The sequence below is a fragment of the Lentzea sp. NPDC051208 genome, assembly GCF_040682435.1.
GTDB lineage: Bacteria > Actinomycetota > Actinomycetes > Mycobacteriales > Pseudonocardiaceae > Lentzea > Lentzea kristufekii.
The window spans coordinates 270,530-284,811 of sequence record NZ_JBFBAW010000005.1; the positions used below are offsets into that span (position 1 = coordinate 270,530).

Here is a 14,282-nt window from a genome sequence, read left to right on the forward strand (position 1 = left end):
AACTAAGGACGAAAGTGACTCCGTCACTAGGGTCACTCGGAGGGTGACTGTCCGTTGACGGTTCACAGATTCACAGCGACTACGGCAGCGGCTGCTGCGCGTCCTCCAGCCGGTCGAAGTCCACCGAGGCGTATTCGCGCAGCTTGTGCAGGCTGTGGAAGCCGTCGATCATGCGCACGGTGCCGGACTTGGAGCGCATGACGATCGACTGCGTGGTGCAGCCGCCCGCGCGGTAGTGCACGCCGCGCAGCAGGTCGCCGTCGGTCACGCCCGTGGCGCAGAAGAAGACGTTGTCGCCACTCACGAGGTCGTTCGTGGTGAGCACGCGGGACAGGTCGTGGCCCGCGCCGATCGCCTTCTCGCGCTCCTCGTCGTCCTTCGGCCACAACCGGCCCTGGATGGCGCCACCGACGCACTTGAGGGCCGCCGCGGCGATGATGCCCTCGGGAGTGCCGCCGATGCCGACGAGCATGTCCACGCCCGACGTGGGGCGCGCGGCGGCGATCGCACCGGCCACGTCGCCGTCGGAGATGAAGTGGATGCGGGCACCGGCCTGACGGACCTCGTGCACGATCTTCTCGTGCCGGGGCCGGTCGAGGATGCAGACGTTCACGTCGGACACGTCGCTGTGCTTGGCCTTCGCGACGCGGCGGATGTTCTCCGCGAGCGGCGCGGTGATGTCGATGACGTCGGCCGCCTCCGGGCCGACGGCGAGCTTCTCCATGTAGAACACGGCGGACGGGTCGAACATCGCCCCGCGCTCGGCCACCGCCAGCACGGCCAGCGCGTTCGGCATGCCCTTGGCCATCAGCGTGGTGCCGTCGATCGGGTCGACCGCGACGTCGCAGTCGGGGCCCTCGCCGTTGCCCACTTCCTCACCGTTGAACAGCATGGGCGCCTCGTCCTTCTCGCCCTCGCCGATCACCACGACGCCCCTCATCGAGACGGTGTGGATGAGCTTGCGCATCGCGTCGACGGCCGCGCCGTCACCGCCGTTCTTGTCGCCGCGTCCCACCCACCGGCCCGCGGCCATCGCCGCTGCCTCGGTGACGCGCACGAGCTCCAATGCCAGGTTCCGGTCGGGGGCTTCGCGACGTCGTTCCGCGGGGGTGTTCACCATTGCGCGCCTCCATGCGACTACTCAGCGTGCCGGATTTTGTGATCGGCAGCTGAATCCTTGCACGGGATCACGCGTCGGAAACGTCCTCCTCGACCACAGCGAGAGCTGCATCGATTCGCTCGCGCGCACCGGCGAGATGCTGCTCACACGTCTTGGCGAGTGCCTCACCGCGTTCCCACAGCGCCAGTGAGTCCTCCAGCGACAGGCCGCCGGCCTCCAGCTTGCGGACCACGTCGACCAGTTCGTCGCGGGCGGCTTCGTAACCCAGTGAAGTGTCGTTCTGGGTGGTTTCCGAACTCACGCGGATTGGCTCCTCAGACGGCTCAGCACGGTCGCGACGGCCAGGTCGTAGCCGACCAGGGCCTCCGCGAACTCCTCGCCGTCACCCTCTCGCACCGCCTCGTCGATGAGCGCCTCGGCCTCCGCGACTCGCCGGTACTGCACGGTGCCGGCGGTGGCCTCGCTCAGGTCGTGCAACGTCAGGATCAGCGTGCGGCGGCCCGTGGTGTCGCAGTCGCCCACCATGGCCGTCCAGCAGTCCGCGGCGGCGCGGTTCGCCGCCTCCGCCTTCGTGCGCAGGCCTGAGCCGCAGGAACCGGCCGCCTCCATGGTGAGGGGCAGGAACACGGCATCACGCATCATCGGTACCTCCCCCTTCCCGGTCGGTTTCCGGACCGCTGACCGCGGCCCGCACTGCTCCGTCAACGACGCGTACCCGCAGCTGTGTTCCGCTCGGCGCATCCGAGACAGAACGCAACACGCCGTCGGGCCCGTCAGGTGTGACGATTTGCACAACGGCATAGCCGCGGGCCAGCGTGGCGGCTGGTCCGAGGGTCGTCAAGCGCGCTTTCGTCCCCGAGAGGTGGACGTCCTCCCGATCGAGCCGTTGCGTGACGGCTCGGCGACCTTGGTCGCGAAAACGCTTCACTTCCTCGGAACGGCGCTCCAGCGGGCCGTAAGGGTCCGAAAGTACTGGTCGCGAACGCAGTGAGTCGAGCAGTTTTCGTTCCCGGTCGACCCAGCCGTGCAGCGCGCGGCGGCCCCGGTCGCGCATCTGCCGGACCCGTTCACTCTCTTCAGCGACATCGGGAACCACCCGTTTGCCAGCGTCGGTCGGCGTCGAACAACGCACGTCAGCGACGTGGTCGAGCAGCGGGGTGTCCGGTTCGTGGCCGATCGCCGACATGACCGGCGTGCGGCACGAGGAGACCGCGCGGCACAGGGCCTCGTCGGAGAACGGCAGCAGGTCCTCCACGCTGCCGCCGCCGCGGGCGATGATGATCACATCGCACTCGGGGTCGCGTTCCAAAGTGGACAGTGCGGTCATCACCTGGGTCACGGCGGTCGGGCCCTGCACGGCGACGTTGACGACGCGGAAGTGCGCGCCGGGCCAACGGTTCCGCGCGTTCGTGAGCACGTCGCGCTCCGCCGCCGACGCCCGGCCCGTGATGAGGCCGATCTTGTTCGGCAGGAACGGGGGACGGCGCTTGCGGCGCGGGTCGAACAGGCCCTCCGCGTGCAGCAGCTTGCGCAGCCGTTCCATGCGCGCCAGCAACTCGCCGATGCCGACGGCGCGGATGTCGTCCGCCCTGAGGCTGAGCGTGCCGCGGTTCGGGTAGAAGCTGATCTTCCCGTGCGCGATGACCCTGCTGCCCTCGGTGAGCTGCAACTCGCGGATCATCGAGGCGTTGCAGGTGATCGACATGGACATGTCGACGCTCGGGTCGCGCAACGTCAGGAACGCGGTGGAACTGCGCGCGTTGAGCTGCGTGACCTGACCCTCGACCCACACCTCGCCGAGCCGGTTGATCCAGTCGAGCAGCTTGCGGGCGACCGTCCGCACCGGCCACGGGTTCTCCGGCGTGGATTTTCCTTCGCTCACGACTGCGTTTTCACCGTCGCGATCCTGCGATTGAGCATCCCCACGAACTCAGGCCGCGACTCGTGCGCCTTCTCGTAGCGCAGCAACTCCTCGAGCTGCTCGGCGCCGAGGTTGCGCAGGCGGGCGCGCAGCTGGGCGATCGACAGCTCGTCGTAGGTCGGCAGGAACTCCGGCACCTCGGCGATCGCGCGCACTTCCTCCTCCCACGGGTCGTCCGCGGGAGTTTCCTGAGAAGTCGTGACGGGCGTCTCCTCCTCGTCGAAGGTCGCCCACTCCGGTTCCTCTTCCACCGGACGCAGTCCGGAGAGGACGTCGTCGCCCTTGATGGCGAGTTCGGTCACATGCTGCTGCACGCGCATGGACAGCTGCATCGCCTCGCTGACCACCGTCAACGGGAGTCCGGCGAGCTGCTGGGGCAGCTTGCGGGCCTGTTCGAGGGCGGTCACCGCTAGCCCAGCGGCGATGCGGACACCCAGTGGCAGTGACTTCATGCGTACTAGCCTGCCGCAACCGCGTCTGAAATGCCTAGGACCGGGCCTGGGTACCCTGGGGTCATGCCCAAGCGAGTCCTGTTGGCGAAGCCGCGTGGTTACTGCGCGGGCGTTGATCGTGCCGTCGAGACGGTCGAGCTCGCCCTAGAGAAGTACGGCGCTCCCGTCTACGTGCGCAAGGAGATCGTCCACAACAAGTACGTCGTGGAGACGCTGTCCGACCGCGGTGCCATCTTCGTCAACGAGACGGACGAGGTTCCTGAGGGCGCACTCGTGGTGTTCTCAGCACACGGCGTGTCGCCCGCCGTGCACGCGGAGGCCGAGCAGCGCTCGTTGCGCACGATCGACGCCACCTGCCCGCTCGTGACGAAGGTCCACAAAGAAGCGGTGCGGTTCGCCAAGGAGGACTACGACATCCTCCTGATCGGCCACGAGGGCCACGAGGAGGTCGAGGGCACCGCCGGTGAGGCGCCGGACCACGTCCAGCTCGTCGACACCGCCGAGGACGCCGCGACCGTCGAGGTGCGCGACCCGTCCAAGGTGATCTGGCTGTCGCAGACGACGCTCTCGGTCGACGAGACCATGGTGCGCGTCCGCCAGCTCAAGGACCGCTTCCCGGATCTGCAGGACCCGCCGTCCGACGACATCTGCTACGCCACCTCGAACCGCCAGACCGCGGTGAAGACGATGGCGCCGTCGTGCGACCTGGTGCTCGTCGTGGGCTCGAAGAACTCCTCCAACTCGGTCCGGCTGGTCGAGGTCGCGCTGCAGCACGGCGCCAAGGCCTCCTACCTGATCGACTACGCCAAGGAGGTCGACCTGGCGTGGCTCGAGGGCGTCGAGACCGTCGGCGTCACGTCGGGCGCGTCGGTGCCGGACCTGCTGGTGATGGAGCTGCTGAAGTTCCTCGAGTCCCACGGCTACGGCGAGGTCGAGGAGATCACCACGGCGAACGAGCGCATCACGTTCTCGCTGCCGCGTGAGCTCCGCAAGGACCTGGTCCGCTAAGCGATCGAGTCGAGGGCCTGGTCCACGGCCAGGCCCCACACGGCCACCCGGTCGGTGCCGGCGGACACCAGCGCGGTGCCGTCCGGCCGCCACGCCAGGTGCGTGACCGGCTGGCTGTGACCGCGCAGCGTCGCCCACGGTGAGCGCGCGCCCACGTCCCACACGACGACGTCCCGGTCCCGGCCACCGCTGGCGAGCCGGGACGAGTCGGGGCTGAACTCCAGCGTCGTCACCGCCTGCGTGTGACCGCGCAGCTCGCCGATCTGGCGCCGCGTCGTGATGTCCCACAACACGATCAGGCCGCTGTCGTCTCCCGTCGCGAGCGTCCTGCGGTCCTTCGAGACCGCCAATGCGCGCACGGGCCGCTGATGAGTGCTCCGCAGCGCCTTCTCGTCCCACGTCCTGGTGTCGCGCACGCTGACGCCACCGTCCTCGCGGCCGATCACGATCTCCTGGTCGGACCTGCCGAAGACGGCCGAGGTGCGGGAGCCCCACGGCAGCCCGCCGATGAGCATCGGCCACGCGCCGTCCGCGACGGGCCACACGCCGTCGGGCACCTCGCCGCCGACGGTGAGCACCGAGGTGCCGCTGAACTCCACTGCAACCGGCTGGCGCGCATCGCTCGCGAAGCCGAGCGTGGCGAGGTTCGCGACCGGTTCGCCCGTCGCCACCTCGTGCACCGCGAGAGGTGAGCTCGTCGCGACGAGCGTGCGGTCCGGGCTGAAGCGGCACATCCAGTTCTGGGCGGCACCGGTCTCCACCCGGCGCACGGTGCGCAGCGTGCTGTCGCGACGTTCGATCACGCCCGCGTCGTCGATGGTGAGCACGGAACCGTCGGCGTCGACCGCCAGCCCGCGCACCGACTTCCCGGACGGCTCGGGCATGGTCGCGGCAGGCCAGAACCGGAGCGAGGCGTCGGTGAGCACGGCGAGCGAACCGTCCGGGGCGAACGTCACGCTGCGCACCGGCGCGCCGACGGCGAGCGTGGCGAGCTCGGTGCCGCGAGCCAGGTCCCACAGGTGGACCCTGCCGTCCGGGCCGCCCGTGACGAGGACGGACTCGTCGGGGCTCGTGGTGAGCGCTGTGACCGCTGCGGTGCGCGTGGGAAACGCCGTGACGATCGCACCGGTCGTCGTGTCCCGCACCTGGACGAGGCCTTCGTCGTTGGCGACCGCCGCGTGCTTGCCGCCGGACAGCAGGGAGAGCCGGTGGATCGTGCCGGAGCCGAGCGAGAACCCGCCGGTCCGGTGCCGCGTGACGAGGTCCCACGTCGCGACCGAGTTGCCGGTGGCGAGGGCGAGGATCCTCTCGTCCTCGATGCTGAACGGGCCGCTGATCTGCCCGACGGGGAGGTGGTCGCGGAGCCGGCGGGTGGTGAGGTCGAAGTAGTCGCCACCGACCAGCAGCGTGCGGTCGTCTTCGGTGAAGTGGACGCCGACGGCCGGTCCCTGCCTTTCCAGTCGCACGGGTTCGGCGTCGAAAGAGGCCCGCACGGTGATCGTCCCCTGGTTGTCGGACACGGCCACCCTGCCGTCGTCGGACATGGACCAGCCGAAGACGTAGCGGGACTCGTCCACCACCGGCACCGACCTGACGTGCTTCAGGGTCGCGGCGTCGTACACGTCGAGGTTGTTGGACCCCATCAGGGCGATGACGCCGTTGGCCAACGCCATGCTCCACGCGCCGTTGTGCGGCAGCGCCTGGCTCATGCCGGCGGCGTCCAGGCTGATCTCCCGGCCGCGGGACTCCCCGGCTGCCGCGCTGAGCACCCGTCCGCGCGCCTCGACCGTCGGGTACGTCCGGTAAGCCTCGAGAGCCGTCCGCGCCGCACGCTCGGGGTCGCTTCCCGCGAGAGCCTCGGACGTCTCGGCTAGCTCCTGCGACCTGCGCACGAGTTCGAGGCGGTCGACCTCGCGGCGTTGCTGCACGGCGACGACCGCGGTCGCCGAGGTGGCCAGCAGCAGGGCGGACAGCCCCGCCGCGACCCAGCGCAGGCGGCGGGAGCGGCGGCGTTCGAGGGTCCTGGAGGCGCCGATGAACTCGCGTTCGGTGCCGGTCAGCTCCGGCCGGGTGCGGGCGAGCCACTCGGTGGTCTCCGCGAGCCTGGTGGCGCGGTAGAGCGAACCCGCGTCGCGGCCCAGCTCCTGCCACGTGCGGGCGGCGTCGGTGAGCCTGCGGTGCGTGCGGAGGCCCTCGCGGTCCTCGTCCAGCCACGCCCGCAGCCGAGGCCAGGCCTGGAAGAGCGCCTCGTGGGTGACCGCGACGGTGTGCTCGTCGACGGTGATCAGCCGGGTGTCGGCGAGGACGTCCAGCACCTCCTCGCCGACGACGTCCTGACGCGGGACGAGCCGTCTCGTCCCGTCGGCGCTGAGGCGGAGCAGGAGGTGCTTGGCGAGGCGCTGCTGCTCGTCGTCCAGCGTGGCGAACGCGGCCTCGGCGCTCTGCGCGAGCGCGCCCTGGATGCCTCCCGCGGCCTGGTAGCCGCTGAGCGTGAGGGTGTTGCCCCGCCTGCGGTGCCACGTTTCGAGCAGCGCGTGCGACACGAGCGGAAGCACGCCGCTGCGACCCGCCGCCTCGGCCACGAGAGTGGTCAACAGGGCTGTTTCGACCGTGCAGCCGACAGACGCGGCCGGCTGGGTGATCGCGCGGCGCAGCTCGTCCGGCGTCATCGTGCCGAGGAGCACCTGTGCGTCCGTGAGCGCTTCCGCGAGCTTCGGGTACTGAGCGCACTGCGGGTAGAAGTCGGACCGCACGGCGATGACCCGCCGGCAGTCGGCGGCCAGCAGCCCGTCGAGGAACGCCGTCCGCTGCACCTCGTCCTCGCAGAGCGTGAAGAGCTCCTCGAACTGGTCGACGACGAGCAGGTCCGGAGCCTGCGCGAGAGCGTCGGCGAGGGCCGCGTCCGGGTCGGCGCCGGGCGTGCACACCACCGCGTGCGGGAACTTCGCCGCGATGCCCGCCTTGAGCAGCGACGACTTGCCCTCGCCGGAAGCACCGAACACCGCGAGGAACGGCTGCCGCTGGAGCCTGTCGAGCAACGTGTGCGTGAGCGCCTCACGGCCGAAGAAGCGGTCGGCGTCCAGGGCCGTGAACGGGTTGAGGCCGACGTACGGCGAAGGCCCGTCGCTGACCCTGCTCTGCGCCATCGTGACGGCGAGGTCGTGCCACCGCCGTTCCCACGCGGCCTCGTCGCCGTGGCACGCGCGGACGTACGCGAGCGTGGCGTCGAGTCCCGGCAGCTTCCGGCCGCCCGCCGCGTCCGACAGCGTGCTCGCCGAGAAGTGCGCGCGCCGGGACAGTTCCCGGTAGCTCGGTTTCCCCGCGTCGGTGCGCAGCCGCCGCAAGTCCGCGGCGAACCGCAGCAGCGGGCTGTCGCCCTCGTCCAGTGGACGTTCTCCCCTAGGCATCGAACTCATGCTGGCAGAGTGCGTGCTGGTCAGGGGGTTGTTGTCCGTGATCCGTTGTACGACGTTCTAAGGGGCGATCGCGAACAACGGTCTAGCGGTCGTCGCGCGGGCGGGGCTTGCGCTGGCCCGCGGGACGTTCGGCGCGGGCACCTTCCGGGCGTGGACGGCGGGCCGGGGCGCCCTCGGGACGCGGGCGGCGGGCCGGGGCACCCTCGGCGCGTTCCGGGCGGGGACGGCGCGGGCGCTCGTCCTCCTCGGGCTCCTCGCGGGGCCTGCGGACGGGCTTGGAGCGCTCCTTGAGCTCCGCCTTGGCCTCGCGGACCTCGTCCTTGGTCGGCCGGTTCGGGTTCTTCTGCAGCACGATCCGCAGGATGCCCAGGCCGACGGTGACGGCGGTGGTGAGCGCCATGACCGGGAAGCTGTCGATCAGCGGCTTGCCCAGGCCCAGCGCCATGGCGGACAGGCCGCCCTTGTTCGTCTCGCCGGTGAGCAGCACGAGCGTGGGCACCGTGGCGGCGAGGATCAACGGCGGCTGCACCATCGGCCCGAACAGGCTGCGGCGCTGCACGAGCAGGATCGCGGCCAGCGCACCGACGAAGAACACGACGTAGAACGTCCAGCCGACGGTCTTGCTGGAGTTGATGTCGATGAACGCGCCGATGAACGCCGGGATCAGGGCAGCGAGAATCGCCGCCCACCACGGGATGCCCTTGAACTCCCCGAAGATGGCCCGGTAGTTCCACGGAACCACGTCGTATTCGTCGGCGTCGTCGTCATCGAAAGCTGCTGAACGCTCGCGCAACTCACTCACGACGCACACGGTAGCCGTTCGGCCATTCGGTGTTCGTCAGTCCGCTGCTTTCTCACCCAGAAGCAACCTGCGGGCACACTGCGTGCGTTTTAAGCGGACTGTTCGTCCGCCCTTCGGACGAGTGGTAGGGGCGTAGGGGTGGCGGAGGCGTCCGTCAGCGGCTCCACACTCGCCCGGAAGCCCTCCAGGGCGTCGAGTTCCCTGCGCCTGGCGCTCAGGAAGCGCTGCAGGTGGGTCGTGGAGAGGTTGACGGCCTCGATGGCGGTGTCGGCGGCCCTGTTCGCGCGGCCGGCCTGCAGCCTGACCTGCTCGACGTCGTCGGCCAGCGCGCGTTCCGTGACCGCGAACATCGCGCTCGACGCGATCACGGCGAACCCGGTCGGGCCGCACAGGAAGACGCGGCGGTCGAGCAGCCAGCGCAGCAGTTCGGGATCGGTGTCCAGCGCCGCGACGACCGCGCCGTCGTTGGGGACGAACATGATCGTGCCGTAGATGGCGTCGGCCCAGCGCTGGTAGCCCTTGCCGGCCAGTTCGGCGGCGCGGGAGCGGATGTTGCGGACGTGCACCCGCAGCGCGTCCTGGCGTTCCTGCGGATCGTCCGTCTCGACGGCCTCGGCCCAGGTGGCCATGGACATCTTCGAGTCGACCGGGACCGCGCGGCCGCCGCCGACGTTCAGCACCATGTCGGGCCGGACCGCGCCACCGCCTGCCACGTCCGTCTGGAGCGTGTAGTGGAGGTTTTCCCTCAGGCCGAGCGCGCGCGCTGTTTCGACGAGCACCTTTTCGCCGAGTTCACCGCGTCCGCTGACGCTGGAGAACGCCACTTCATAGCGTTGCAGGGCTTGCTGCTGGGCGTCGTAGCGCGCGCGTTCCGAGCCGATGGCCTGGAGCGCTTCGTCGGTGCGCCGGACGCTGTCCTGGTAGAGCCGGTAGACGAACACCAGCGCCCCGGCGCACACGAGCGCCAGGACGAGAGAGGCGGTGATGATCACTGCGGTCACGGCACCGATGATGCTCCCCCAGAGATGTTGAACTCGATCGGGTGACACGCCGGGAACCCTCCCGGAGATTTGTCGGACCCCGTCTCTACGGTTGGGGCCATGCGGATCCTGCACACCTCCGACTGGCACGTGGGGCGCACCTTCCACGGCCGCGACCTGCTCGTGGAGCAGGAGTCGGTGCTGGGCGGCCTCGCTGACCTGGTGTCTTCCGAGAAGGTCGACGTCGTGGTCATCTCGGGCGACCTGTACGACCGCGCCGTGCCGTCCGCCGACGCGGTGGCGTTGTGCGCGCGGGTGCTGATGAGGATCCGCGCGGCCGGGGCGAAGATCGTGATCACGCCCGGCAACCACGACTCGGCGGCGCGGATCGGGGTGTTCGGGGAGTTCGCGGCGGCGGGCGGGCTGTACCTGCGCACGCAGATCTCGTTGCTGGACAAGCCCGTCGAGCTGGAGGACCGGCACGGGCCGGTCGCCGTGTACGGCATCCCGTTCCTGGAGCCGGAGCCCGCGCGGCACGTGCTCGGGGTGCCGGAGAAGGGGCACGCGCCCGTGCTCGGCGAGGCGATGCGGCGCATTCGCGCCGACCTGGCATCGAGGGACTCGCGTTCCGTGGTGCTGGCGCACGCCTTCGTGACGGGCGGGGCACCGTCGGAGTCCGAGCGCACCATCGCCGTGGGCGGCGTTCAGGACGTGTCGATGCAGGTGTTCGCGGGCGTCGACTACGTGGCCCTCGGGCATCTGCACGGGCCGCAGACCCTGGCGGAGAACCTGCGGTACTCGGGAAGTCCGCTGGCGTACTCGTTCTCCGAGGCGCGGCACCGCAAGTCGGTGTGGCTGGTCGAGCTGGACGAGGGCGGGCTGGTCGGGGTGGAGCGGCGTGACCTGCCGGTGCCGCGGCAGCTGGCCGTGGTGAGCGGGACGCTGGCCGAGGTGCTGGAGGACCCGGCGCACACGCCGCTGGAGGACCACTTCCTGTCGGTCGTGCTGACGGACCACGTGCGGCCGATGGACGCGTTGCGGCAGTTGCAGAAGCGGTTCGAGCACGCGGTGCACGTGGAGTGGCGGCCCGAAAAGGGCCTGCAGCACGACATGACCTACGCGGACCGGGTGCGCGGCCGTTCCGACGAGGAAGTGGCGTGCTGCTTCGTGTCGGACGCCCGCGGCTCCGAGCCTTCCGAAGCGGAGAAGGCGTTGCTGCGCGAGGCGTTCGCGTCGGTGGCGAGGGAGCAGGAGCAATGAGACTGCACCGCCTGGAACTGACGGCGTTCGGGCCCTACCCGAAGCCCGAGGCCGTCGACTTCGACGAGCTGGGCGCGGACGGGCTGTTCCTGCTGCACGGCGACACGGGCGCGGGCAAGACGACGTTGCTCGACGCGGTGGCGTTCGCGTTGTTCGGGCGTGTGCCGGGTGCGCGCGGCGATGTGAAGAAGCTGCGGTGCGAGTACGCCGATCCCGAGGTGCCGACGGAGGTGTCGCTGGAGCTCACGGTGCAGTCGCGGCGCTTCCGGATCGTGCGCTCGCCGGAGTTCGACCGCCCCAAGAAGCGCGGTGGCGGTTTCACCACGCAACCCGCGAAGTGCACGCTGACCTGGCTCGAGGGCTGGGACGGCGAGGGCATCACCCGCATCGACGACGTGGCGCGCGCGGTCGAGGACATGCTGGGCATGTCGTACGAGCAGTTCTTCCAGGTCGTGCTGCTGCCGCAGGGCGAGTTCGCGAAGTTCCTGCGCTCGGACACGGCCGAACGCGAGGTGTTGCTGGAGAAGCTCTTCGGCACCGAGCGGTTCCTCGACGTGGAGAAGTGGTTCCGCGACCGGCGCGTCGTCGCGGGCCGGGTGCTGGAGGAGCGCCGCAAGGGTGCGAACGAGCTCATGCACCGCGTGGCGGAAGCCGCCGGTGGCGAGCCGTCCAGCGAGCCTGGCTGGCTGGAATCCGTGCTGGAGCGCCTTTCCGCCGCCGTGGCCGCGGCCGGTGCGCTGTCGGAGGAGACGGCGGGCCTGGCCGACGGCGCGGACGCGATGCTGGCCCAGGCCCGCGTGCAGGCCGAGCAGATCCGCCGCGTGCGCGAGGCCCGCGAGTTGCTGGCCCGCGTGGAGGCCGCCGACTCGGCGTCGTGGTTCGCCGAACGCGACGCAGCCCGCCGTGCGAGCCCGGTCGTGCCGGCGTTCGGTGAGATCGCGAAGCTCCAGCAGTCCTTCGAGTTCGCCGTCCGCGACGAGGCTCGCGCGCTGGAGTCGTTGGAGCGCTTGGGTTACACGGGGTCTTCGCTGCGGGAGGACGCCGAGCGCTACCGCGAGGAGGCGGGCGGCCTGGGCGAGCTGGCCGCCGAGGCCGAGCGCCAGCAGGCCGACGTGCGCCGGCTGTCGGTGCTGAAGAACTCCTCGCACCAGGTGGAACGCCGCCTGCTGGCGTTGAACGCCGAACTGGAGGTGCTGCCGGAACGCGTGGCCCAGTGCCGCCTCCAGCTGGACGCGGCCGCCGAAGCCTCGGCGCGCCTGGAGTCGCTGAAGACCCGCGCCGATGCCGCCCTGGCGTTGCCGGACGCTGTGGAAGCGTTGGAGCGCAGCAAGAAGGCGCTGCACGAGGCCATCGACGTCCACCAGAAGACGAAGGACGTCCTCCAGCAGGTCCGCCAGCAGCGCCTGGAGAACATGGCGATCGAACTGGCGGCCGCCCTGAAGCGCGGCAAGCCCTGTGCCGTCTGCGGTTCGCCCTCGCACCCGGCCCCCGCCCAGCCCATGCTCGGCGGCGTCGACGCGACCGCCGAGGAAGACGCGGCCCAGGAGGAACAGGTCGCCCTGAACCGCCGCAACGAGGCCGAGCGCGCCGCCCACGCCGCCGAACTGCGCATCCAGGCCTGCTGGGAAGCCCTGGGCTCGGACGAACCCGCCGCCGCCATCGCCGAGTACCGCACCGCGCTGGAACTGGCCCGCACCCGTTCGCAACGGCAGACCGAGTTCGTCGGCCTGGAGGCCAAGACCCGGGAGCTGGGCGCGGAGAAGGCCCAGGTGGAGCAGGACCTGGTGGGCCTGCGCACCGAGCACGCGTCGCTGGTCGGGGTCGTGGAGGAGCGCGGTGCCCGGCTGGACAAGGCCCGCGGCGAGCACGAGGACGTCCTGACCCGCCGCGACCACCTGCTGAGGCTGGCGAAAGCGTTGGTGGAGCTGGCCGACCGCCGTTCCGCCCGCGATGCAGCACGAGCCCGGGTCGAGGAACAGCAGGCCCAGGTCGCGGCGCTCGCCGCCGAGGCCGGCTTCGCCGACGTCGACTCCGCGCTGGCCGCGGCACGTCCCGCAGTCAAGTTGCAGGCCCTGGACGAACGCATCGCGACCTGGGAACGGGCCCGGGCCTCCGCGCTGGCGACGCTGGAGGAGCTGGCCGGGGTCGACCCGGACTCCGAGGTGGACCTGGGCGAGGTGACGGCGGCGGCGTCCTCCGCCCGTGCCGCGGCGTCCTCCGCCGCCACCGGCCTGGCACGTGCCCAGGCGGCGCTGGACCGGGTCGGCGAGCTGGCCGCGCGGCTGCGTGCCGAGTGGAAGTCGCTGGAGCCGCTGGAGGCCACCTACGCCGAGCTGGACGCGCTGACCGACGTGATCAACGGGCGAGGGCAGAACTCCAAGAAGATGACCCTGCGGTCCTACGTGCTGGCCGCGCGGCTGGAAGAGGTCGCGGTGGCCGCCTCCGCCCGGCTGCACCGGATGAGCCAGGGGCGGTACAGCTTCGTGCACTCCGACTCGGCCGGGGCTCGCGGGACCCGCGGCGGGCTGAACCTCGACGTGCTGGACGACTACTCGGGGCGGGCCCGGCCGGCCAAGACGTTGTCCGGCGGGGAGTCGTTCCTCGCTTCGCTGTCGCTCGCGCTGGGGCTGGCCGATGTGGTGGCCAACGAGACCGGTGGGGCGTTGCTGGACACCCTGTTCGTCGACGAGGGGTTCGGGACGTTGGACTCGGACACGCTGGACATCGTCATGAACACGTTGGACGAGTTGCGGGCTGGGGGACGGGTGGTGGGGTTGGTGTCGCATGTCGAGGAGTTGCGGCAGCGGATTCCCACTCGGTTGAGGGTGCGGAAGGCTCGGACGGGGTCGACGTTGGAGATGTCGCTGGGGTGACGGGTGCCGGGCGGCTGGCGCTGGGCGGGTTGGCGACGCGCGGGTCGGTTTGCGGGCGTTTGTCGCGTTCCAGCGGGGTGGTCGCCTGCCGTGCGGGCTGTCGCCTTGCGAGAGTTAGCGGGTTGGCACTGCGCGGGCCGGCTTGCGTTGGCCTGTCACGTCCCAGCGGGGTGGTCACCTGCCGTGCGAACGGTCGCCTTGCGAGGGGAGCCGGGCGGGCAGGACCGGGCCGGTGCCGGTCATCGCCGCTTCGCGACGATAGCGATTGGGGCTTGACCTTGAGCCTCTGGCGGGATGCTTCAACGGCCGGAAAAGGGCCGGGCTGAAAAGCGCCCGGCCGTGCCCATGAGGGGAGCATCCCGCCCACTCAAGGTCAAGCCCCAATCGCAGTGCGGTGGTCGCTTCATTACCGCTTGACCAGCAGGCCTAGGTTCACACGCCTCGGCTTCG

The 14,282-nt window shown here is 70.6% G+C and carries 11 protein-coding genes; 3 read left to right on the forward strand and 8 right to left on the reverse strand.

The window, feature by feature from the left end; translation table 11 throughout:
- Positions 1-79: 79 nt before the first annotated feature.
- The 5 genes from glpX to AB0M48_RS14230 all read right to left on the reverse strand — a co-directional run bounded on the left by glpX (position 80) and on the right by AB0M48_RS14230 (position 3,493).
- Complete coding sequence (glpX, locus tag AB0M48_RS14210; RefSeq protein WP_363840733.1) at positions 80-1,120, reverse strand: class II fructose-bisphosphatase; 1,041 nt, start codon at positions 1,118-1,120, stop codon at positions 80-82.
- A 67-nt stretch (positions 1,121-1,187) separates the two neighbouring features.
- Positions 1,188-1,421: an exodeoxyribonuclease VII small subunit gene (locus AB0M48_RS14215; protein WP_363840736.1), complete on the reverse strand. Its 234-nt coding sequence runs from the start codon at positions 1,419-1,421 to the stop codon at positions 1,188-1,190.
- The gene (locus AB0M48_RS14220; RefSeq protein WP_319988341.1) at positions 1,418-1,759 is read right to left on the reverse strand and encodes a sugar ABC transporter substrate-binding protein; all 342 of its coding nucleotides are present in this window, start codon (positions 1,757-1,759) and stop codon (positions 1,418-1,420) included. Before AB0M48_RS14220 ends, AB0M48_RS14215 begins: the two co-directional genes overlap by 4 nt.
- The gene (gene xseA / locus AB0M48_RS14225) at positions 1,752-3,002 is read right to left on the reverse strand and encodes an exodeoxyribonuclease VII large subunit (RefSeq protein ID WP_363840740.1); all 1,251 of its coding nucleotides are present in this window, start codon (positions 3,000-3,002) and stop codon (positions 1,752-1,754) included. Before xseA ends, AB0M48_RS14220 begins: the two co-directional genes overlap by 8 nt.
- The gene (locus AB0M48_RS14230; RefSeq protein WP_363840743.1) at positions 2,999-3,493 is read right to left on the reverse strand and encodes a lipid droplet-associated protein; all 495 of its coding nucleotides are present in this window, start codon (positions 3,491-3,493) and stop codon (positions 2,999-3,001) included. Before AB0M48_RS14230 ends, xseA begins: the two co-directional genes overlap by 4 nt.
- A gap of 63 nt (positions 3,494-3,556) precedes the next feature.
- On the opposite strand from AB0M48_RS14230, the gene AB0M48_RS14235 reads away from it, so the two are divergent.
- Positions 3,557-4,501: a 4-hydroxy-3-methylbut-2-enyl diphosphate reductase gene (locus AB0M48_RS14235; RefSeq protein ID WP_266043076.1), complete on the forward strand. Its 945-nt coding sequence runs from the start codon at positions 3,557-3,559 to the stop codon at positions 4,499-4,501.
- On the opposite strand, the gene AB0M48_RS14240 is transcribed toward AB0M48_RS14235, so the two are convergent.
- The 3 genes from AB0M48_RS14240 to AB0M48_RS14250 form a co-directional block, all read right to left on the reverse strand.
- Entirely contained in the window at positions 4,498-7,908 is a 3,411-nt protein-coding gene (locus tag AB0M48_RS14240) for a WD40 repeat domain-containing protein (RefSeq protein WP_363840748.1), read from the reverse strand. The genes AB0M48_RS14235 and AB0M48_RS14240 overlap by 4 nt on opposite strands.
- 91 nt (positions 7,909-7,999) lie before the next feature.
- Positions 8,000-8,719 (reverse strand): DUF6542 domain-containing protein, encoded by a 720-nt coding sequence (locus AB0M48_RS14245; protein WP_363840751.1) that lies wholly within the window; start codon positions 8,717-8,719, stop codon positions 8,000-8,002.
- Positions 8,720-8,808: 89 nt separating this feature from the next.
- Entirely contained in the window at positions 8,809-9,720 is a 912-nt protein-coding gene (locus tag AB0M48_RS14250) for a DNA recombination protein RmuC (RefSeq protein WP_363840754.1), read from the reverse strand.
- A 99-nt stretch (positions 9,721-9,819) separates the two neighbouring features.
- Here AB0M48_RS14250 and AB0M48_RS14255 point away from each other — a divergent pair, with 99 nt between their 5' ends.
- The gene (locus AB0M48_RS14255; protein ID WP_363840757.1) at positions 9,820-10,959 is read left to right on the forward strand and encodes an exonuclease SbcCD subunit D; all 1,140 of its coding nucleotides are present in this window, start codon (positions 9,820-9,822) and stop codon (positions 10,957-10,959) included.
- Entirely contained in the window at positions 10,956-13,832 is a 2,877-nt protein-coding gene (locus tag AB0M48_RS14260) for an SMC family ATPase (RefSeq protein ID WP_363840759.1), read from the forward strand. Before AB0M48_RS14255 ends, AB0M48_RS14260 begins: the two co-directional genes overlap by 4 nt.
- Positions 13,833-14,282: the final 450 nt, after the last annotated feature.

Bases quoted from the DNA above. Each gene is read 5' to 3' on its own strand.
- glpX (WP_363840733.1), bottom strand. From the start codon at position 1,120: ATGGTGAACACCCCCGCGGAACGACGTCGCGAAGCCCCCGACCGGAAC.
- AB0M48_RS14220 (WP_319988341.1), bottom strand. From the start codon at position 1,759: ATGCGTGATGCCGTGTTCCTGCCCCTCACCATGGAGGCGGCCGGTTCC.
- AB0M48_RS14230 (WP_363840743.1), bottom strand. From the start codon at position 3,493: ATGAAGTCACTGCCACTGGGTGTCCGCATCGCCGCTGGGCTAGCGGTG.
- AB0M48_RS14235 (WP_266043076.1), top strand. From the start codon at position 3,557: ATGCCCAAGCGAGTCCTGTTGGCGAAGCCGCGTGGTTACTGCGCGGGC.
- AB0M48_RS14240 (WP_363840748.1), bottom strand. From the start codon at position 7,908: ATGCCTAGGGGAGAACGTCCACTGGACGAGGGCGACAGCCCGCTGCTG.
- AB0M48_RS14255 (WP_363840757.1), top strand. From the start codon at position 9,820: ATGCGGATCCTGCACACCTCCGACTGGCACGTGGGGCGCACCTTCCAC.
- AB0M48_RS14260 (WP_363840759.1), top strand. From the start codon at position 10,956: ATGAGACTGCACCGCCTGGAACTGACGGCGTTCGGGCCCTACCCGAAG.